The 19,922-nt window shown below is 70.8% G+C and carries 15 protein-coding genes; 2 read left to right on the plus strand and 13 right to left on the minus strand.

Annotated elements, in window-relative coordinates:
• Positions 1 to 4: 4 nt before the first annotated feature.
• The 5 genes from ABZ990_RS18870 to ABZ990_RS18890 all read right to left on the minus strand — a co-directional run bounded on the left by ABZ990_RS18870 (position 5) and on the right by ABZ990_RS18890 (position 9,039).
• Entirely contained in the window at positions 5 to 958 is a 954-nt protein-coding gene (locus ABZ990_RS18870; RefSeq protein ID WP_361232323.1) for an ABC transporter permease, read from the minus strand.
• Entirely contained in the window at positions 951 to 1,883 is a 933-nt protein-coding gene (locus tag ABZ990_RS18875) for an ABC transporter permease (protein ID WP_361232325.1), read from the minus strand. The genes ABZ990_RS18870 and ABZ990_RS18875 overlap by 8 nt, the downstream gene beginning before the upstream one ends.
• Positions 1,884 to 2,057: 174 nt before the next feature.
• A complete protein-coding gene (locus ABZ990_RS18880; RefSeq protein WP_361232327.1) occupies positions 2,058 to 3,698 on the minus strand; it encodes an ABC transporter substrate-binding protein in 1,641 nt (546 codons plus the stop codon).
• Between the two features lie 439 nt (positions 3,699 to 4,137).
• Positions 4,138 to 6,039, minus strand: a complete 1,902-nt coding sequence (typA, locus tag ABZ990_RS18885) for a translational GTPase TypA (protein WP_361232329.1) — start codon at positions 6,037 to 6,039, stop codon at positions 4,138 to 4,140.
• 345 nt (positions 6,040 to 6,384) lie between these two features.
• Positions 6,385 to 9,039, minus strand: a complete 2,655-nt coding sequence (locus tag ABZ990_RS18890; RefSeq protein WP_361232332.1) for an ABC transporter substrate-binding protein — start codon at positions 9,037 to 9,039, stop codon at positions 6,385 to 6,387.
• 400 nt (positions 9,040 to 9,439) lie between these two features.
• On the opposite strand from ABZ990_RS18890, the gene ABZ990_RS18895 reads away from it, so the two are divergent.
• On the plus strand, positions 9,440 to 9,676 hold the full coding sequence (locus ABZ990_RS18895; protein ID WP_361232335.1) for a hypothetical protein: 237 nt from the start codon (positions 9,440 to 9,442) through the stop codon (positions 9,674 to 9,676).
• Between the two features lie 100 nt (positions 9,677 to 9,776).
• Here the strand turns inward: ABZ990_RS18895 and ABZ990_RS18900 are convergent, their stop codons facing one another.
• Entirely contained in the window at positions 9,777 to 10,754 is a 978-nt protein-coding gene (locus ABZ990_RS18900; protein WP_361232338.1) for a hypothetical protein, read from the minus strand.
• A 229-nt stretch (positions 10,755 to 10,983) separates the two neighbouring features.
• Here ABZ990_RS18900 and ABZ990_RS18905 point away from each other — a divergent pair, with 229 nt between their 5' ends.
• Complete coding sequence (locus ABZ990_RS18905; RefSeq protein ID WP_361232340.1) at positions 10,984 to 12,741, plus strand: TPM domain-containing protein; 1,758 nt, start codon at positions 10,984 to 10,986, stop codon at positions 12,739 to 12,741.
• Positions 12,742 to 12,802: 61 nt separating this feature from the next.
• Here ABZ990_RS18905 and ABZ990_RS18910 read toward each other — a convergent pair whose 3' ends face one another.
• From ABZ990_RS18910 to ABZ990_RS18940, 7 genes are all read right to left on the minus strand, one after another.
• Positions 12,803 to 13,201 carry a hypothetical protein gene (locus ABZ990_RS18910; protein ID WP_361232343.1) on the minus strand — a complete coding sequence of 133 codons (399 nt, stop codon included), beginning with the start codon at positions 13,199 to 13,201 and terminating at the stop codon, positions 12,803 to 12,805.
• A gap of 42 nt (positions 13,202 to 13,243) precedes the next feature.
• Positions 13,244 to 16,021, minus strand: a complete 2,778-nt coding sequence (locus ABZ990_RS18915; protein WP_361232346.1) for a SpoIIE family protein phosphatase — start codon at positions 16,019 to 16,021, stop codon at positions 13,244 to 13,246.
• A gap of 144 nt (positions 16,022 to 16,165) precedes the next feature.
• The gene (locus ABZ990_RS18920; RefSeq protein ID WP_361232349.1) at positions 16,166 to 16,600 is read right to left on the minus strand and encodes an ATP-binding protein; all 435 of its coding nucleotides are present in this window, start codon (positions 16,598 to 16,600) and stop codon (positions 16,166 to 16,168) included.
• Between the two features lie 184 nt (positions 16,601 to 16,784).
• Positions 16,785 to 17,195, minus strand: coding sequence for a (deoxy)nucleoside triphosphate pyrophosphohydrolase (locus tag ABZ990_RS18925; RefSeq protein ID WP_361232351.1), 411 nt, complete (start codon positions 17,193 to 17,195; stop codon positions 16,785 to 16,787).
• 50 nt (positions 17,196 to 17,245) lie between these two features.
• On the minus strand, positions 17,246 to 17,425 hold the full coding sequence (locus tag ABZ990_RS18930; RefSeq protein ID WP_361232354.1) for an SPOR domain-containing protein: 180 nt from the start codon (positions 17,423 to 17,425) through the stop codon (positions 17,246 to 17,248).
• Between the two features lie 245 nt (positions 17,426 to 17,670).
• The gene (locus ABZ990_RS18935) at positions 17,671 to 18,420 is read right to left on the minus strand and encodes a GntR family transcriptional regulator (RefSeq protein ID WP_361232357.1); all 750 of its coding nucleotides are present in this window, start codon (positions 18,418 to 18,420) and stop codon (positions 17,671 to 17,673) included.
• Positions 18,421 to 18,581: 161 nt separating this feature from the next.
• Entirely contained in the window at positions 18,582 to 19,808 is a 1,227-nt protein-coding gene (locus tag ABZ990_RS18940) for a DUF4190 domain-containing protein (protein WP_361232360.1), read from the minus strand.
• Between the last annotated feature and the right edge of the window lie 114 nt (positions 19,809 to 19,922).

Here is a 19,922-nt window from a genome sequence, read left to right on the forward strand (position 1 = left end):
CTCCTCAGCGCAGCTTGGGGTCGAGGGCGTTGCGGACGGCTTCGCCGAGCATGATGAACGCCAGAACGGTGATGCTCAGCATGATCGACGGGTACAGCAGGATGTGCTGCGACGTACGGATCGCCTGAACGCCCGAGGAGATGTCGACACCCCACGAGATGGTCGGGGACGCGAGGCCCAGACCGAGGTACGACAGGGTGGCCTCGGCCGAGATGTAGCTGCCGAGCGCGATGGTGGCGACGACGATCACCGGGGCCATGGCGTTGGGCAGGATGTGCCGGAACAGGATCCGCGTGGTGCCGGCGCCCAGCGCCTTGGCGGCGTGGACGTAGTCCGCCTGCTTCACCGTGATGACCGCACCGCGCATGACGCGGGTGATCTGGGTCCAGCCGAGGAACGCCAGGGCGAAGACGACGACCGCGGTGGTCCGCTCCGTGAAGGACTGCAGGACGACCATGGCGCCGAGCAGGAACGGGATACCGAAGAACACGTCGGTGATCCGGGACAGGATCGCGTCGACGATGCCGCCGAAGTAGCCGGAGATCATGCCCATGATGCCGCCGACGACCGTGACGATCGCGGTGACCGCGATGCCGACGATGATCGAGGCACGGGTGCCGTAGATCAGGCGGGCGTAGACGGAACGGCCCTGGATGTCGTAGCCGAACCAGCCCTCGGAGCCGATCTTGCTCAGCTCGGGCTTGCCCACGTAGTGCTTGACCAGGTCGCCGGTGGTCGGCGACGCGCTGGTGAACAGGCCCGGGAAGGCCGCGATCAGCAGCAGGAAGAAGATCAGCACGGACGACACGATGAAGTACGGGTTGCGGCGCAGGTCCCGCCAGGCGTCGCCCCACAGGGAGCGCGCCTTCTCCTGGACCGCCTCGCCGGCGGGTTCCGTCGCCGAGGGGGAAGCGACGGTCTGCGGAGCGGCGGTCTCCGTCTTGGTCACGTCAGGCATAACGGATCCTCGGGTCCAGGACCGCGTACAGCAGGTCGATGAGCAGGCTGGTGACGAGGTAGACGATCACCAGGATGGTGACGAGTCCGACGAGCGTGCTGCCCTCGCGGCGGGAGATCGACTCGTAGATGACGCCACCGACACCCTTGATGTTGAAGAGTCCTTCGGTGACGACCGCACCGCCCATGAGGGCGCCGATGTCGGTGCCGAGGTAGGTGATGACCGGGATCATCGAGTTGCGCATCAGGTGGACGCCGATGACCCGGCGCTTGGGCAGGCCCTTGGCGATGGCGGTGCGCATGTAGTCGGCGCGCAGGTTCTCGGCCATCGAGGTACGGGTCAGCCGGGCCACGTACGCGAGGGAGAGACCACCGAGGACGATCGCCGGGGCGATGAGCTCGGAGAACCGCTGCTCGTTGCTGACGTTCGGCTCGATCCAGCCCAGCTGGAAGGCGAACACCATCTTGATGATGAAGCCGAGGACGAAGACCGGCACCGAGATGATCAGCAGGGTGAAAATCAGGATGGCGTTGTCCGCGAGGCGGCCGGCCTTGAGGCCGCCGATGATGCCGAGACCGACGCCGAAGACGATCTCGAAGGCGAAGGCCAGGACGGCCAGCTGGAGCGTCACCGGGAAGGCGTCACCCAGCACATCGGTGACCGGGCGCCCGTTGCGGATCTGGGTGCCGAAGTCGAAGTGCAGGACGATACCGGACATGTAGTCCCAGTACTGCTTGAAAATGTTCTGATCCAGCCCGAGTTCGTGCTTGATCTTCGCGATCGTCGCCGGGTCGGCGCCCTTGTCGCCGAACAGACCCGCCACGGGGTCGCCCGGCAGGCTGTAGACCATGAGGAAGATCAGCAGGGTTGTCCCGAGGAAAACCGGGATCATCTGGAGCAGTCGTCGTGCGACATAACGCCCCATTATGCCTCCGTTGAGATATCACAGCGGCAGCCGAGACGGGCCCCTCCACGACGGGCTGCCCGTTTCCGGGCAGACTCGGGTCGTGGAAGGGCCCCCCGGCCACTGCGTAAGGCGCCGAGGGAGCCGGCCGTCAGGCGGCCGGCTCCGTTCACGGCAGGCGGACTACGCTTGGGTTTACTTGTGGACCTCGACGCCGTACAGGATCGGGTCGCCGTCCTGTCCGAACTTCACGCCGGTGACCTTCTCCGAGTAGCCCGCGTTCGTCTTGTAGTACCAGAGCGGGATCGACGGCATGTAGTTGATCAGGTCCTTCTCGATGGCCTGGTACGCCTTGACCGACTCGTCGAGGGTCTTGACCGAGTCGGCGGCCGCGATCTTCGCGTCCAGCTCCCGGTTGGAGAAGCCACCCTGGTTGCCGTCGGCACCGGTGCGGAACAGGTCCGAGATGAAGTTCGCGTTCACCGGGTAGTCGAGCACCCAGCCCGACCGGTACAGCGCCTTGACCTGCTTGTTCTTACGGGCCGTCAGGTCCGCCTGGAAGTCCGGCTTGCCGTCGCCGACACACTGGACACCGGTCGACTGCTGGATGGAGTTGCAGACGGCCTCGACCCACTCCTTGTGACCGGAGTCGGCGTTGTACTGGATCCAGATCTTGTTGCCCGGGACGCCGCCGCCGTCCTTGATGAGCTTCTTGGCCTTCGCCGGGTCGAACTTGGTGACGTCGCCGGCCGCGTTCTCCTGGTAGCCGAGGACACCCTTGGCGACCCAGCCGGTGGCGGGCTCACGCGTGCCGTTCAGCACCGTCTTGGTGATGGTGGCGCGGTCGATGCCCATGGACAGACCCTGGATGACGCGCGGGTCGACCTTCTTGGGCTTGTTCCAGATGTCGGCGTAGAAGGCCACGGCGATGGTCTGGATCGCGGAGTACGACTGGTCGACCGCGCGGTCGCCGAGGTCGTTGCGGTAGACCGGGAGGTCCTTCGGGCCGACCTGGCGGATGACGTCCAGGTTGCCGGACTTGAGGTCCTCGTACGCGGCCTCGACGGTGGTGTAGTTCTTGAAGAGCACACCGCCGTTCTTCGCCTTGTTCGGGCCCTTGTAGCCGTCGAAGCGCGTGACCTCGATCTGCTTCTTGTGGTCCCAGCTCTTGAACTTGTACGGGCCGTTGCCGACCGGAGCCTGACCGGCGGCCTTCGGGTCCTTGTAGAAGGACGCGGCCAGCGGCGCGAAGGCGATGTAGGCGAGCTTGTGGCCGAAGTACGGAACCGGCTTCGAGAGCTCGATGGTGAAGGTCGTGTCGTCGACGATCTTCAGGCCGTCCATCTTGTCCGCGGACGGCTTGGCGCCCTCGGCCTCGGGGTGGACCTTGTCGAAGCCCTTGATGTCGCCGAACCAGCCCGACAGACCCATGGCGTTGGAGATGTTGGCGTTCCAGTTCCACGCGTCCACGTAGGACTTCGAGGTCACCGGGGTGCCGTCGTGGAAGGTCCAGCCCGGCTTGAGCTTGACGGTCCACGTCTTCGAGTCGGTCGTGGTGACGGACTCGGCGTTCATCATCTCGAGGGAGCCGTCGGCCTTGTAGCTCACCAGGGTCGAGTACAGACCCTTCATGACCGCGGAGCCGTTGGACTCCATCGTGTCACCGGTGTACAGCGGCTTCTCCGGCTCGCCCAGGTCCATCGAGAAGATCCCGTTGGGATCGACCTTGCCCGAGGCGCCCTTGTCGTCGCCACCGTTGCCCCCGCCACAGGCGGTCGCTGCCAGGGCGACGACGATCGCGCCCGCTACCCACTTGGCGCTCTTGGCACCGCGCATGGGTTCCTCCTCATGAGTCCACTTTTGTCACTACAAGAGGGACACCCCGTGCGTCCGTCGACACCCCTGACGACGTCCTGCACACATGCCCCGAGTGTGCTCGTGAGTCGGCACTCCCCACAGTGCGTGACCCATTGACCCGAGCTCAATGGAGCCAACTATTAAGTACGTCTGGGCTGTAAACCACAGCTAAGCGGTCTCGTTTTGACAACATCACAGCTGCCTTGACGGCCGAAATCTGGACAAAGTGAGCACAGACAGACAGCGACGAAACGGACCGTTAACACACGTTCCGGAGAGCGACGCTCGATTACCGGACACTCGGCGTTTGAAACCAACTTGACGGAAGATTGAGGCAACAGCTCGCGAAAAGGGCTCGGCCCCCACTTGACGTGGGGGCCGAGCCCGTTATTCGGTAATTCGCCGAAGAAGTCCGCTATCAGCCGTTCTTGGCGCGGGAGGCGGAACGACCGCGCTCCTTCTGGTCCAGGACGACCTTACGGATACGCACGGCCTCCGGGGTGACCTCGACGCACTCGTCGTCGCGGCAGAACTCCAGCGACTGCTCCAGGGAGAGCTTCCGCGGCGGGACGATCGCCTCGAAGGAGTCCGCGGAGGAGGAGCGCATGTTGGTGAGCTTCTTCTCCTTGGTGATGTTCACGTCCATGTCGTCGGAGCGCGAGTTCTCGCCGACGATCATGCCCTCGTACACCTCGGTGCCGGGGTCGGTGAACAGGACGCCGCGCTCCTGCAGGTTCGTCATCGCGAAGGCGGTGACGGCACCGGCGCGGTCGGCGACCAGCGAACCGTTGTTACGGGTCGTCAGCGTGCCGAACCACGGCTCGTGGCCCTCGTGGATCGAGTGGGCGATACCCGTACCGCGGGTGTTGGTGAGGAACTCCGTACGGAAGCCGATGAGGCCACGGGACGGAACGACGAACTCCATGCGGACCCAGCCGGAGCCGTGGTTCGACATGTTGTCCATGCGGCCCTTGCGGACACCCATGAGCTGGGTGACGGCGCCCATGTGCTCCTCGGGAACGTCGACCGTGAGGCGCTCGACGGGCTCGTGGACCTTGCCGTCGACCTCCTTGGTGACGACCTGCGGCTTGCCGATGGTCAGCTCGAAGCCCTCGCGGCGCATCTGCTCGACCAGGATGGCGAGCGCGAGCTCACCACGGCCCTGGACCTCCCAGGCGTCCGGGCGCTCGGTGTCGAGGACGCGGAGCGAGACGTTACCGATGAGCTCGCGGTCCAGGCGGTCCTTCACCTGGCGGGCGGTGACCTTGCGGTCCTTGACGGCGTTCTTCGCGTCCGCGCCCTTGCCCGTGCCACCGCGGCCGACGAGCGGCGAGGTGTTCGTGCCGATGGTCATGGAGATGGCCGGCTGGTCGACCGTGATCAGCGGCAGCGCGATCGGGTTCTCCGGGTCGGCCAGGGTCTCGCCGATCATGATGTCGGGGATACCGGCGACGGCGCAGATGTCACCGGGGCCGGCGACCTCGGCCGGCTTGCGGGTGAGCGCCTCGGTCATCATCAGCTCGGTGATGCGGACGTTGGAGATCGTGCCGTCACGCTTGATCCACGCGACCGTCTGGCCCTTGCGCAGCTCGCCCTGCTCGACACGGAGCAGCGCGATACGGCCGAGGAAGTTGTCGGCGTCGAGGTTGGTGACGTGGGCCTGGAGCGGCGCGTCCTCCTCGTAGGCCGGGGCCGGGACGTGCTCCAGGATCGTGGAGAAGAACGGCTCCAGGTTCTCGGAGTCCTGCGGGACCGTGCCGTCCTCCGGCTTGGTCAGCGAGGCGATGCCGTCACGGCCACAGGCGTAGACGATCGGGAACTCGATCTGGTCCTCGTCGGCGTCCAGGTCGAGGAAGAGGTCGTAGGTCTCGTTGACGACCTCGTCGATCCGGGAGTCCGGGCGGTCCGTCTTGTTGATGCAGAGGATGACCGGCTTGCGCTGCTGAAGGGCCTTGCGCAGCACGAAGCGGGTCTGCGGCAGCGGGCCCTCGGAGGCGTCCACGAGCAGAACGACGGCGTCGACCATCGACAGACCACGCTCGACCTCGCCACCGAAGTCGGCGTGACCGGGGGTGTCGATGATGTTGATCGTGATGGGCGCCCCGCCGTCCTTGGGGTGGTACTTCACCGCCGTGTTCTTGGCGAGGATCGTGATGCCCTTCTCACGCTCCAGGTCGTTCGAGTCCATCATGCGGTCGTCGAGCTGCTGGTGGGCGGCGAAGGCACCGGCCTGCTTGAGCATGGCGTCGACGATGGTCGTCTTGCCGTGGTCGACGTGGGCGACGATGGCGACGTTACGGATGTCGTGGCGCGTGGGCATGGGTGGCTTGCGCTTCTCTCGGATCGTGGGAATCGGCGTCTGTTCCTCGTACGCCCGCCGGGCGGACGCGCCACGGCTATCCCCCATGGTACGGGGCTGCCACGCAAGGGGCTTCCCGGGAGGTGATCCGAGAGGGTCTACTGAGGGGTTTCGACGTACACCGGAGCCGAGCGGAGAGGTTCGGGGCGAAGCCGGGTCCGGGTCCTGCTGCCGGGTCAAGGGTCGGTCGCGATCCTGCCCGCCGGGGACCCCGGCGGGCAAGGAAATTGAGCCGCTTCTGAGCTTGCGACATGGACTTTCAGCCGGTGCGGGGCCCCGGCGGGGGCCGCCGCTTCGGAGGAAACGCTAACGCCTTTCGTTGGTTTCCTTGTTTTCGCCGGTTCCCCGGTTCTTGCCGGTTTCCCTGTTCTCGTTGTTCCCCTTGGTCTCCCCGGATTCCTTGCCCGGGCCGCTCGATCCGGGCTTCTTGTACCCGATGTCCTGGTAGCGCGGGGCGGCGAAGCCCCAGGCGCCCGCGTTCACGATGTCCGGTTTGGCCGCCACCAGCTGCGGGCGCTGGTAGAGCGGGATCGAACCGGCCGCGGCCCAGATCCGGGCGTCGGCCTGGCGGACCAGGTCGCGGGCCTCGTCCTCGTCGAGGGTGGCCGCCGCCTGGTCGAAGAGCTGGTCGATCCGGTCGGTGCCCACGCGCGCGTAGTTCTGCTCGACGATGAGCGAGCCGTCCGAGGCGGGCTCGGGCTTGGCGTAGATCGGGCGGGCGTCGGTGGCCGGGTACGCGGTCGCGGGCCAGGAGTAGAGGGCCAGGTCGTAGTCGCCGGAGGCGATGTGGTCCTTGAAGAAGCTGTCGTCCGGGACCTTGGTGACCTCGGTACGGATCCCGACCGCGTCCAGCATCCGTACGATCCGGTCGCCGACCGCGCGCAGCGACTCCGAGCCAGGACCGGAGGGCAGGACGAAGCGCAGGCTGAGCGGCTTGCCGTCCTTGCCGAGCGCCTGGTTCGCGCCGTCCACGGCGGCGGGGGCCGGGGCGGCGGTGCCGCGCGGGGCGTAGGCGCCGGCGACGGGGTGGGCGGGGTGGGCGCCGGCCTGCGGCTCCGTGCGGGGCTCGGTCTGGGCCTGGGCGCCGCCCTTGTCCTGGCTCACGGGTCTGGTGCCGGCGTGGCTGTCGGCGCGGGTGCGGGTGCCGTCGGAACCGGCGCGGGTGCGGGATTCCGGTTCCGCGTCGGACTCGCGGTCGATGACCAGGTCGAGGGCCTCGGCCTGGCGGAGCAGGGCGGCGCTCTGGAAGGCGGTGCCGGCGGCGAGCGCCGGGGCGAGGACGTCCGCGGGGCGGGCCGGACGGCCACCGACGAGTACGGCGGCGGGCCGGCGGTCGCCGGGCTTGTCGTCCTCGCCGACGATGTAGAGACCGTCGTTGGTGGGGACGTCGTCGTCGGCCGCCCCGCGCTTGGCGGCGCCGCGGGCGGTCTTGTCGTCGGACTTCTTCTTCTCGCCGGTCTGCTCGGCTTTCTCGGCTTTCTCGGTTTTCTCGCCGTCCTCACCGGTGGCGTCCGGCTTGGCGGCCTCGCTGCCCGCCTTCGTCTTGGCCTGCGGCTTCTTCAGCGCGCCGCCCGGCACCCAGCCTGCGTCCGCGAGCAGCGCCTGCGCCTCCTTGGTGTCCTGCGCGCCGAGGGCGTCACTGCTGTCGACGTACGCCGCCTGCCCCGCGAGCGCGAGATGGCTGCCCAGGGGCTGGGCGGGCAGCCCGAGCGGCCTCAGGACGACCTCGGCGAGCTCCTTGCGGTCGAGCGCGCGGGCCACCGCCCGGCGGACCCGCTCGTCGGACAGCGGCCCGGTCTCCCCGTTGAGGGAGAGCTGGGTGTAGGCGGGCTCCAGGGACTTGCGGACGACGAAGCGGCCGAGGCCCTTCTGCTCGCGCGCGTACCGCTCGACGGCTTCCTGGTTCTGCTCCCGGGCGGCCTGCGCCTCGGCGGCCTTCTCCTCGTCGGAGCCGTACGCCAGCGCCCAGGACTTCAGCGCGGCGGCGGGGGTGATCCCGGCGCCGGGGCCATGGGTGAGCGCCTTCGTCCCGGCGTGGCCGGAGCGGGCGTCGCGGACCGCGAGGGCGATCCGCTCGGCGGCGGAGCGGTCGACGTCCGCCAGATCCAGCTTCCCGGCGGCGAGCGCGGCGGCCCGCTCGGCGCGGGGCACCGCGGTCAGCACGATGCTGTCGAGCTTGGCGGTCCTGCCCCACCAGCGCGGGTTGCGGGCGAGCGTGACGTGTCCGCTGTCGCGGTCGACGGACTTCAGCATGAACGGCCCCGCGGTCGCCTTCAGCGCGGTGCGGGCGCCGTCGTTGAAGCTGTCCGGGGAGCCCATCACCTCCTTGGGGTACAGCGGGGTGAACAGGGCCCGCCAGTCGGCGTAGGGCTTGGCGAAGGTGACCCGTACCTCCAGGTCGCTCTTGCCGCGCTCGATCTTCTCGATCCGGTCGTAGCCCGCGTTGCGGGCGGTCCAGTAGGCGGTGTTGCGACCGCTGAGGGCACGCCACTGGGCGACGAAGTCGGGGGCGCCGATCTCCCGGCCGTTGCTCCACACCGCCTGCTGGTGGAGCTTGTAGAGGACCACCTGCCGGGGTTCGCTCTCGACGATCTCGGCGGATTCCAGGTAGTCGGGGTTGAGCTTGGGCCTGCCGCGCTCGTCGAGGGTGTGCAGCGCGGGCAGGACGGCTCCGGCGATGCGGGCGGTGGCCCCGTCGGCGTCGGCCTGGAAGGTGTTGAGGGTGGTGGGCACCGCGTCGACGGCCCAGCGCAGACTTCCCCCGTCCGTGATCTTGTCGCGAGCCGCCGGGGCGTCGTCCTGGGCGGCGGTGGGCTGGTCGTCGCCCTCGCCCCCGGAGCTGCATCCGGCGAGTACGGAGAGGGTGAGCACCGCGCTGCCGAGGGTGGCGACGGAACGGAGCGTGCGGGAGCGGGGGCTCCGGAAGCCCGTCCTCCCGCGAGGGACGCCGACCTGGGCCATGACATGTACCCCTTCGTCCGGATTGTGACATTTGGAGATGATCACACCTATTGCTCCTACACTGAAGAGGACGGAGCGGTTCCGGTGACGGAGACACGGCGGCACCCGCGGCCAACCCCACTCGTGCGGCCCAATCTCCGCGCGCCAGGGGCACGCTCCGGAGAAGTGACATCACGTGCACCCGGCTTCCGGCGGGAACGACGACGGCGGACGGCAGTGAACGACAGGGGACGACGCGGGATGACGAGAGGTGACGAGGAGCGGCGGCGCGCGTAACCCACCCGCCACTCACCGATCACCGCCCACCACCCCTCGCGCACCCCACCGCCGTACGCGCGCCCGCGGAGGCCGCAGCCCGGCCCGCGGCACCCCGCGGGCCCTCGCGGAAGTGAGGGCGAGCATGTCCGTTCAGGACGATCTGGCGGCCGTGAAGCGCTGCCTTGAGGACTTGGTCCGCACCGTCGGACAGCTGGAACGCAGCCTCTCCGCGGAGCGGCCCGGCGGACCCGTGACCCCCGTCGAGGGCCGCGCCGAGAGCATCGTGACCATCCCCGACGCCCCGTACGACAGCGGGATGTGGGCCGACTCCGCCACCGACGCCGAGGGCCTCGGCATGCGCGACCGCCACGCACCGTAGCGGCCGGCGCCTGTCACAGGACGGGGACGCGGCGCGGTACGGGGCCGGTCAGGGGCGCTCCGGGATCCCGTCGACCTCCGGGCACCCCTCGGGGATCACCTCAGTGCCAGTCCTTCCGGTACGCCGTCCAGTCCCCCTCCTCCGCGGCGAAGTCGACATAGAGCGCGAGGCCGAAGCGCTCGCGGTGCGGGTCCGTACGGCTCAGACCGAGGCGTATACCCCTGACGGCGGCGGAGACCGTCTCCGCCGATTCGTGGTGCCCGAGGTCGCTCTCGTGGAAGAAGGGCACGCCCATGAGGAGATCGGTGCTCTCGGGCGTCACCTCCAGGGCGAGGGCGGTCTGCTGGGCGACATAACCGCCGAACAGGCCCTCCAGCGGCATCCACGTGTCGTACGACATCACCGCGATCTGGTCGACCCGCCGGGCGACCTGCCCGAAGAACTTCTGCGACCACCACTTCTGGCGGCCTCCGCTCACCACACCGACGACCCGGTGGGCGGCCGGCAGCGGGTCTATCTGGTGCGCGGCGATCGACAGCAGGGCGTGCCGCGCGCGGGTGAGCCGGCGCAGGTCGTCGAGGAGGGACAGATAGTCCCGGTCGCCGGAGTGCAGCGGCTCGAAGTCGAAATGGACGCCGTCGAAGCCGGTGTCCAGGATCTGCCGGGCGGATCCCGTCACCGCGGTCCGGGTCGCGGCGTCCTCCATACGCAGCCCGGTCGGACCTTCGGACGCGAGCACGTCACCCAGCCAGGCGTGCACCCGGATCCCGGGCATCGTGCGGTGGACGGCGTCGGTCAGCCACCGCGCCCGCGGGTGACGGTCGGCGGGCAGGGTGCCGTCGTGCTCCAGCGGTCCGGCGTGGACGTAGAGATCGCGTATGCCCGTGCCCTTGATCCGCGCGGCGAAGGCGGCGAGGTCGGCGTCGCTCTTGCGGCCGTCGACCCAGGCGTGCCCGAGCCAGATGACGTCCTTGCCGCGGCTCGTGGTGCCGGCCGCCGGTTCCCCTGTGTAGTTGAGCCGCAGCGCCGTACCCGCGACCAGTACCGGCACGAGAAGCACCAGGACGAATCCCAGCACCCACCAGCGCCCCCGCCGCCACACGCGCCGCCACCGTCCCTGGCGTCGCTGCTGTCGTTCGCTCACCCTGGCCCCCCGGAGTCGTCGGTTCCCCCGTTGCTCACTGCCCTCACGGTAGCGGCAGTCACCGACAGTGACGCGGGCCTGTGGAAAACGGTTTCGGCAAGGTCTTCAGAGGGGCCGAACGGCCCGGTCGCGGACCTCCCACCCCGGACATAGCCTCCTTTTTGTGACGCGAAGAGCCAGCGTGGCCCTGCTCTCGGCACTGGTGACGGTGTGCTGGCCGCTCGTGCCCGCCGCCTCCGCCGGGCCCGGCCCCCACGCCGCCTCGACCGTCTCGACCGTCTCGACCGTCTCGACCACCGTGCCCGCCACCCCACCCGCCGCGCCGATCACCCCCGTCCCGCCGGTCCTGCCAATCGTGCCGGTCGCCGTGCCGGTCGCCGCCCACTCCTCGGGCGGCGACCTGATCCTGCCCGTGGCCCTGGTCGGCGTCGTGGGCGTCGTGACCACGTACGGCTACACCAAGCGCCGGCGCCGCACCGCGACCCGTACCACCCCCGGCGGCAAGGGCTGGGGCGCCGCCGCCGGGGGCGCGGGCTGGGGCACCCCTCGGGAACCGCCGGCCGCCCCGCTCGACGCCCTCGGCCACCGCACCCGGCGGGCCCTCGTCGCCGCCGACGACGCCGTCCGCACCAGCCAGGAGGAACTGGAATCCGTCACCGCCCGGTTCGGCGCCGCGGCCCTGGAACCCTTCGCCGAGGCCGTGGTGTTCGCGCGGGACGAGGTCGCGACCGCGTTCGGGCTGCGGCAACAGCTCGACGACGACGTACCCGAGGACGACGCGACCCGCCGCGCGCTCCTCGACGAGATCCTGCGCCGCTGCACGGCCGCCGAAGCCCGTCTCGACACCCAGGCGACCGCCTTCGACCGGCTGCGCGACCGGGAACGCACCACCCCCGGGGCGCTGGCGGACGCCGAGCGCGCGTTCCGCGCCCGGACCGGCCCGGTGGCCTCGGCACAGACGGCGCTGGCCACGCTGCGCGCGCGGTACCCCGCGTCCGCCGCGGCTCCGGTCTGCGACCACGTCGAACAGGCCAAGGACCGGCTGGTGTTCGCCACGCTCACCGTCAATCAGGCCCACCAGTGCCTGGACGAGGGCGATCCGGCCTCCGCCGCCGGGTACGTCCGGGCCGCCGAGTCCGCCGTCGGCCAGACGGCCCTGCTGACCGAGGCGGTGGAGCGGCGGGCCGCCGAACTCGGGGCGGCCGAAGCCGAGTTGCCCGGCGCGCTCGCCGAATCCGAGGCCGCCCTGGCCGAGGCCGGTCCGCTGCTCCGGGAGCCGCCGGACGGCGGGCCCTCGGCCGACCCCCGGGGCCGGGTCCGGCGCGCCGCCGCCGCGCTCGCGGAGGTACGGACGGAGGTGGCCTCCGGCCGGTACGACCCGCTGGACGCGCTGCGCCGGGTCGTCGCCGCGGGCGCCGCCCTCGACCAGGCCCCCGGCACCGCCCCGCGCGCCCCCGCGCTGCTCGGCCCGGCGACCCTGACCGCCCGCGCCGCACTCGGCGCGGCCGACAGTTACGTGACCGCCCACCGGGGCGCGGTCGGCGCCGAGGCCCGCACCCGCCTGGCCGAGGCCCGCCGCCGGCTCGACCAGGCCGGACAGCTCGCCGCCACCGCACCGCAGTCCGCACTCGCCGAGGCCCAGCAGGCGGAACGGTTCGCCAAGCTCGCGCAGGACCTCGCCGAACAGGACGTACGACGGTACGGAAACCCCGCCGGCCTGGGCGGCACGGCGGACAGCCCCGCCGCAATCGGCCGCGCGGGCCTCGGCGGAGCCGTACTCGGCGGCATCGTCCTCCCCGGCACCGTGACCGGGGACGGGGACGGGGACGGGAGCGGGGACAGCGACCGTACCGGCCCGGTCGTCGTGGCCTTCGGCGGCGAGACCACGCGCCGACGGCTGGGACCGCTGAGCCGGAGCTGACCCCGTACGCCACCGCCCCCGGCACGACCTCGGCGGCGATCGGCAGTACAGCGATCAGCGATCAGTAACGGGCCACGATCTCGTGGGCGTACTGATGGTCCGGGGCGACGTCCCGCACCACTCGACGGGCCTCCTCGACCCGCTGCGACGCGCACAACAGCTGGAGAAGGACGTACAACGCGTCACGATCACCGTCCTCGGCGCGCGTGCGCAGCTCCGTCTCCCTCCCCCGCTCGCTCAGTGCTCTGTTCAGTTTCCGACGCGCGTGGACACACGTCGGAGCGCGTTCCGCGAGTTCCGGGAGTCGTCCCGCCTGGGCGAGCAAGTGCATATGCCAGAAATGACTGTCGTGCCAGTACGAATCACCGGAGTGGCGCGCGGCATGGGCGCTCACCACCGCGATGGCCGTGTCCCAGTCCTGGCGCCGTTCCGCTTCCTGTGCCTGTTCGAACCACTTCACGCGCGAAGCCTCCCCCTGCCTCCTACCCGTCCGTCAGAACACTCAGAACATGCTGAGCAGCTGGTCGACCGTCGGCTCCGCCGCCCCTTCCCCGCCCGGCAGCGCCAGCTCGAACCACACCGTCTTGCCGTGCGGCGTACGGCGCGACCCCCATCCCGCGCTGAGCAGACCGACCAGCTGGAGCCCACGGCCGCCCTCGTCGGTGTCCTTCGCGCGCCGGCGCCGGGGCTGGACCAGACCCGCGTCCCACACCTCGCAGACCAGGGTGCGGTCGCGCAGCAGCCGCAGCCGGATCTCGCCCTCGCCGTAGCGCAGAGCGTTGGTGACGAGTTCGCTGACGAGCAGTTCGACGGTGTCCACCAGCGGTTCCAGCTCCCAGGCGGTGAGCTGGGCCCGGGCCAGTTCGCGGGCGCGGCCGACCGAACGGGGTTCGCGGGGCAGCCGCCAGTCCCCCACGGCGTCGCCGGGCAGGCCCTGGATCCTTGCCATGAGCAGGGCGATGTCGTCCTCGCCGTGCCCGGTGTCGAGGGTGGTCAGGACGTGGTCGCAGACGTCCTCCAGCGGCCGGTCAGGGCCGGTCAGGGCGGTACGGAATGCCTTCAGGCCCTCGTCCAGCGGATGGTCGCGGGATTCGACGAGCCCGTCGGTGTAGAGGGCGAGCAGCGCACCCTCGGGCAGTTCGACGGTGACCTCCTCGAACGGCTCGCCGCCGACGCCGAGCGGCATCCCCGGCGGTACGTCGAGCAGCCGGGCCGCCCGGCCGGGTTCGACCAGCGCGGGCGGCAGATGGCCCGCGTTGGCGAACGTACAGCGGCGGGTGACCGGGTCGTAGACGGCGTAGACGCAGGTCGCGAGGTAGACCTCGGACAGTTCGGGGCCGCGGCTCTTGTGCCCGCGGGCGGACTGCTGGGCGCCGCCCGGGGCGCCGAGGCCGCGGGCGATCTCGTCGAGGTGGGACAGCACCTCGGCGGGTTCGAGGTCGAGCTGGGCGAGGGTGCGTACGGCGGTGCGCAGCTCGCCCATGGCGACGGCGGCGCGCAGTCCGCGGCCCATGACGTCACCGATGACCAGGGCGGTGCGGTGGCCGGGGAGTTCGATGACGTCGAACCAGTCGCCGCCGACCTCGGAGCCGACCGTGCCGGGCAGATAGCGGCAGGCGATGTCGAGTCCGGCGGCCTCCGGGTCGCCGGGCGGCAGCAGGCTGCGTTGGAGGATCAGGGCGCGCTCGTGCTCGCGCCGGTAGAGGCGGGCGTTGTCGATGCAGACGGCGGCGCGGGCGGCGAGTTCGACGGCGAGGGCGCGGTCGCGTTCGCCGAAGGGCTCGCTGCCCATGGCGCGGGAGAACTGGGCGAGTCCGACGGTGGTGTCGTGGGCGACCATCGGGACGACGAGGGTGGACTGGACGACGCTGCCGTCCGGGCCGGGGACGGTGTGCGGACGGCCGGTGCGCAGGGCTCCGGCGCAGGGCGAGTTGAAGGGGAAGCGGTGGACGGAGCCGACCTTGATGGGGGCGGGGTCGCCGCACGCGCCGCCCGCGAGGGGGGCGGGGGCCGCCGCCCGCTCGGACGCGGCCCCGGGCGACACGGGGCCGGGAGACACGGTGCCGGGCGTGCCCGTGCCCTGTGACGCCGCGCCGTGTGACATCTCGCCGTGTGACATCTCGCCGGCGTTCCCGGCCTCGGCCGCCTCCCCGTCCCGCGCCGGGGGTACGTCCGGACTCGCGGCCCCGGTGTGCCGTTGCCGGCCGAGTCGTACGGGAGTGTCGGGCACCGCGCTGGCGACGGCGACCCGGCGCACCTCGGCGCTGCCCGCCCCGTACCCGACGTCCTGGGAGCCGCCCCAGCGGCCGGGCGGAGCCTCGTCGCCGGTGAGCAGCCCCTGGTAGAGGTCGACGGCCGCGAAGTCGCAGAAGCCGGGGACGGCGACGTCCAGCAGCTCGCGGGCGGTGGCCTGGAGGTCGAGGGTGGTGCCGATACGGGCGCCGGCCTCGTTGAGCAGGGCGAGGTTGCGGCGGGCGCTGGCCGCCTCGCGGGCGGCGTTGTGGCGGCGGGTGACGTCGATGCCGAGACCGGCGACCCCGACGGGGCGGCCGCTGCCGCTGTGCACCCGGTAGAGGTTGATGGACCAGTGGCGCCGGTCCCGGGCGCCGGGGGCGGCGCCGACGATCTCCAGATCGGTGACGGCCTCGCCGGTCTCCAGGACCTTGCGCAGGGCGGCGGTCATCCGCTCGGCCTCGGCGTGGGGGAGATAGTCGTACGCGGTCCGGCCGCGATGGTCGTCGGTGGTGCCGCCGAAGACGGTGGCGAAGCGGCGGTTGGTGCGCTTCACGGTGAGGTCGGTACCGAAGAGCAGGAAACCGAAGGGGGATTGGCCGAAAATAGCCTGCGAGGCGGCGAGGTCGGTCTCGATCCGGCGCAGGGCACGGACATCGACCACGATGCACAGCGCGCCCCGCTGCCCGTTCCCGGTCTCGCTCGGCATCACGTACATCTCGGCGATGCCGTGCGGACGCTCCTCGCCCGGCTGGTGGAAGGGGACCAGGCCCGTCCACTCCCGGCCGTCCAGGATCTCCCGGACCCTGCGATGGCCGCGCTCACGGAGGTGGGCGGGCATGAACACCTCGACCGGGTCCTTGCCCCGGGCCTCCTCGGCGCTCACTCCGAACAGTTCGGCGGCGCGTCTGCTCCACTGGTCGACCAGCCCGTCGGGGCCGATCGAGAAGGACGCGACCCGGATGTAGTCATAGATCGACCCGGGCGGGCTGCTCTGCCACACGACGCCACGCGCCGCCCCGTTCGCCGTCTCAGGTATCTCGCTCACGCGACCGTCCCCTCCAGCTCACCGCACCGGACCGGCCATGTGCGCAGTATTCAGCACGATGGCCCTGGTCGGCACGACGTTCACGATCACAGGGTGATCTCGTTCGTCTCCGGCCGAGGCCCGCTGATCGTCGTCCCACTCTTCTTACTCACCAGGGAGGGCGAGCTCGAACCACACCGTTTTACCGCTGCCGCCCACCCGGGTCCCCCAGCGGCGGGCGGAACGGGCGACGAGCTGAAGGCCCCGGCCGCCCTCGTCGTCGGGGCCGGCCAGGCGGGTGGTGGGCCATTCCGGGAGCGGATCGGACACTTCCACGCGAAGGGTGGGCACCTCACCGGACCGGCCGCCGGACCCGTTCCCGTCGGGGTGACGGCGCACCAGACGGACGCCGATGGGGCCGGAGGCGTACCGCAGCGAGTTGGTCACCAGCTCACTGACGAGGAGAACGGTCACATCCCCGAACGCGCCCTCCAGCCGCCAGGTCCGCAGGGTGTCCCGGACCGCATGGCGGGCTGTGCGCACGGCATTGGCTTCGGCCGGGAAATGCCACTCGGCACAATCGCCTTCGGTGTCGATCACAAAACCCACGTCCTATTTCGGGCGGTTACTACCGACATACCCGAATCTGGATAGGGATATCGCGACGGCGCCGCCGGGCGGGACGTGGTGGTACGAACGGCGTACGGAGGACCGTGTACGAGGTGGACCGGGCGTACGGGACCGGCGCGAGGAGCGCGCGGGCGCGCCCGCCCGCCCGCGAGGACTACGCGGGCAGCAGCCGGGCCGCGGCCTCGGCGACGGCGGGGCGGTCCTGGTCGAGCCAGTCGACGGAGTCCAGTTCATCGCGGGTCAGCCAGCGCAGCTCGTCGTGCTCCTGGCGCGGCTCCGGCCGGCCGGAGCGGAGACCGACGCCCCACACCCACAGGATGTAACCGGGTTTCAGCACCCACTCGCCGGGGATGCGCTCGCCGATCTCGGTCTCGACGCCCAGCTCTTCGCGCAGTTCCCGGGCGAGTGCTTCCTCGGGGCTCTCCCCCGGTTCGAGTTTGCCGCCGGGCAGCTCCCAGCGGCCCGCGAGTTCGGCGGGGGTGCTGCGGCGCGCGGCGAGCAGCCTGCCCTCGTCGACGAGGGCTCCGGCGACGACCACGACGGGATCGGTGCGCTGATCTGTCATGGGGCGGAGCGTAACCGCCGGTGCGCCGGACGGTGCGCGGGGATTCCGTGTCAGAGCGCGGGCTGACCGACGCGCTCGACCCAGTAGGTCTGCTGGTGCCCGCGGTCCTCGAAGCTGTCGGCGATCCGCTGCGCCTCGTCCTGGGTCGCGTACCGGCCGACGCGGTAGCGGCCACCGTTGTCGTCCTGCCGGATGACCAGCCAGTTCAGATCGGAACCGCTGTCAGTCATCGGACTTCCCCCTCCGCCGCTCCGGTCGCACGCCGCGAGACCCGGAAATCGCGATCCGCATATGCCCGAGCTTACGCCCGACCTTTACTCAGCGGATACGGGTTTTTACGAAGAGGAAAGTATCCGGCCAGTAACGACGCGGACACACCGCTTCGACGCGATCTCCCGGCACCTGCCGTCGCGATCGCGGCGGCAGACACCGGCCGGCCCTCCGCCCTCGGCGGCCGACGGCCGGCAGCGGACCATCAGCGCACCGGCAGGTGATACGCCAGCTTGTAACGATCCGCCGGAACGACGATGTCGGCGGTCTCCACCGCGCGCCCGGAGGCGTAGTACGTCCGCTCGATCACCAGCACCACATGTCCCGGCACCCCGCCGAGGGTCAGCAGCTCCCCCGCGACCCCGGGCCGGGCCGAGATCTCCTCCACCACGTTGTCCACGACGATGTCGATCGCGGCCATCCGCTCGACGACCCCGCACCCGCCCAGTGGGCCCTCCTCGGGAAGCATCACCGGGGTCCGGCCGGTGACGGAGAGTGGCTCCCAGGAGGTGGAGATCATCATCGGCTCGCCCCCGTCCCGGTACACGTACCGGGTGCGCATCACCCGCTCCTCCACCTCGACGCCGAGCCGCTCCGCGATCTCGGCGCTCGCCGGCTCCTGCTCACTGCTCGACTCCCAGGTGCCGCGCACCCCGTCGGCCGCCTGCTCCTGCCGGAAGGAGCTCGCCCCGCCCGCCGGGCGGTACCCGGAACGGGCGATCGGGCGTGGCACGGGCCGTTCGCGCACGTACGTCCCCGAGCCGGAGCGCCCCTCGACCAGCCCCTCGGCCATGAGGACCTTGCGCGCCTCCAGTGCGACGGTGTCCGACACTCCGTACTCCGCGCGGATGCGGGCCTGCGAGGGAAGCCGGGCGTGCGGGGGAAGCGAACCGTTGGCGATCTTCTCCCGGAGATCGCTCGCCACGCGCAGATAAGCGGGCTGGTCACCGAACATCGCTGGACACTCCCCTCAGCTTGACTGTGAGCTACAGATTCGCAACCGAGGGTGCGCAGCCGCAAGCATGGGCCAGAGTTTCACTCGAAGTGATGATTCGCCTTTACGCAGGCCCTTACCGCAGGTATAGCCACCGAACTCCCGTCGGAATTCCCGAGCGATCAGACCTTCTCGCCGCCGTCTTCACTGCCGTCGGCCGGCGGAACCGCGTGAAGCCGCAGCGCGGAACGCGAGGCCACCTCCTTCTCCCTCGCCAGCCCCTCGAACGCCGCGTCATATGCCTCCCAGAAGGCATCCGCGTCCTTCGCCGTCGCCAGCTGGTGCCAGCTCCGCGCCGCCTCGTCCAGGTCCTTCGTCAGCCGGGCGACCCGCGTGTCGGCGGGGTACGTCCAGTCGTGCCCGCTCAGCTCGCTCGACGCCGTCGTGACCGCGCGGTGCACCGCGCGGGCCCACTTCCGGTTGGCCCCCAGGTCCTCGTCCGCGTCCGCCTCCGGCTCCGTCATGAGGGCGTCGTCGATGGAGTTCATGGTGCGGAGGTAGTGCAGCTGCTCGGAGTCGAGCGTGGTCTCGTCCACCCGTACGGAAGCGGTGAAGAGGTCCTCGTCGGTGACGATCCCGCAGACCACCGTGCGGTCCCCGGCCTTCCAGCCCCGCTCCTCGGGCGCGAAGTAGTAGACGCCCGCGGACTCGGGAAGGGCCCAGGCGTCCATCGCGTACGCCTTGTTGAACCGGTCGCAGCGTTCCTCGGCGACCTCGTCGATGGCCTCGGTGCCCGGCCACCCGGTGAAGCCCGTCACCTTGAAACGCCCCGTGACCTCCCCCTCGTGCAGTCGGGTGCAGGCGATCTTGTCGACGTCGTCGACGGGCTCCTCCGACGTGAGGTCGACGCGGAAGCAGTCGCCCTTCTTCAGCCCCAGGGACTCGGCCGAGGAACCGGCCTCCCGCACACCGTCCCTGACTCCCGACCAGAAGTCGGAGAACGCGCCCGTCACGAAACCCAGGCCCATCAGCAGGCTGGACACCGCGGAGAGGACGATGCCGGTGACGGCGAGACCCTTGCCCCGCTGCTGCCTCTTCTTGATGCGGGGCAGGGCTATCAGGCCGAGGACCAGCCCGAGCGGCGGCAGACAGCACACGATGCCGCTCACGAGGGAGGCCACCGCGAGGCCGCTGGTGGAGGGCTGGGGCGCGGGCGGCATCCCGTACGGGACCGCGCCGGTCCCGTAGGGGCCGTAAGGGCCGGGCATCGGCGAGGTGTACGGGCCCGGCACCCCGTACGGACCGGGCGGCGGGCTCCCGTAGGGGCCGGGCACCGGCGCCTGGCCGACACCGGCCCCCGCACTCGCACCCGCGTCGGCCCCGGCACCCGCTGCGGAGCCCTTGCTCATGTCGGGAGCGGCCCAGGGCGAAGCGGCCTCGGGCACGGTCCCGGCACCGGCACCGGCACCGGCACCGGACACAGCCTCAGTCCCGGGCACAGCCTCGGGAGCGGATCCGTCCTG

The sequence above is a fragment of the Streptomyces sp. NPDC046203 genome (genome assembly GCF_040646255.1).
Classification (GTDB): Bacteria; Actinomycetota; Actinomycetes; order Streptomycetales; family Streptomycetaceae; genus Streptomyces.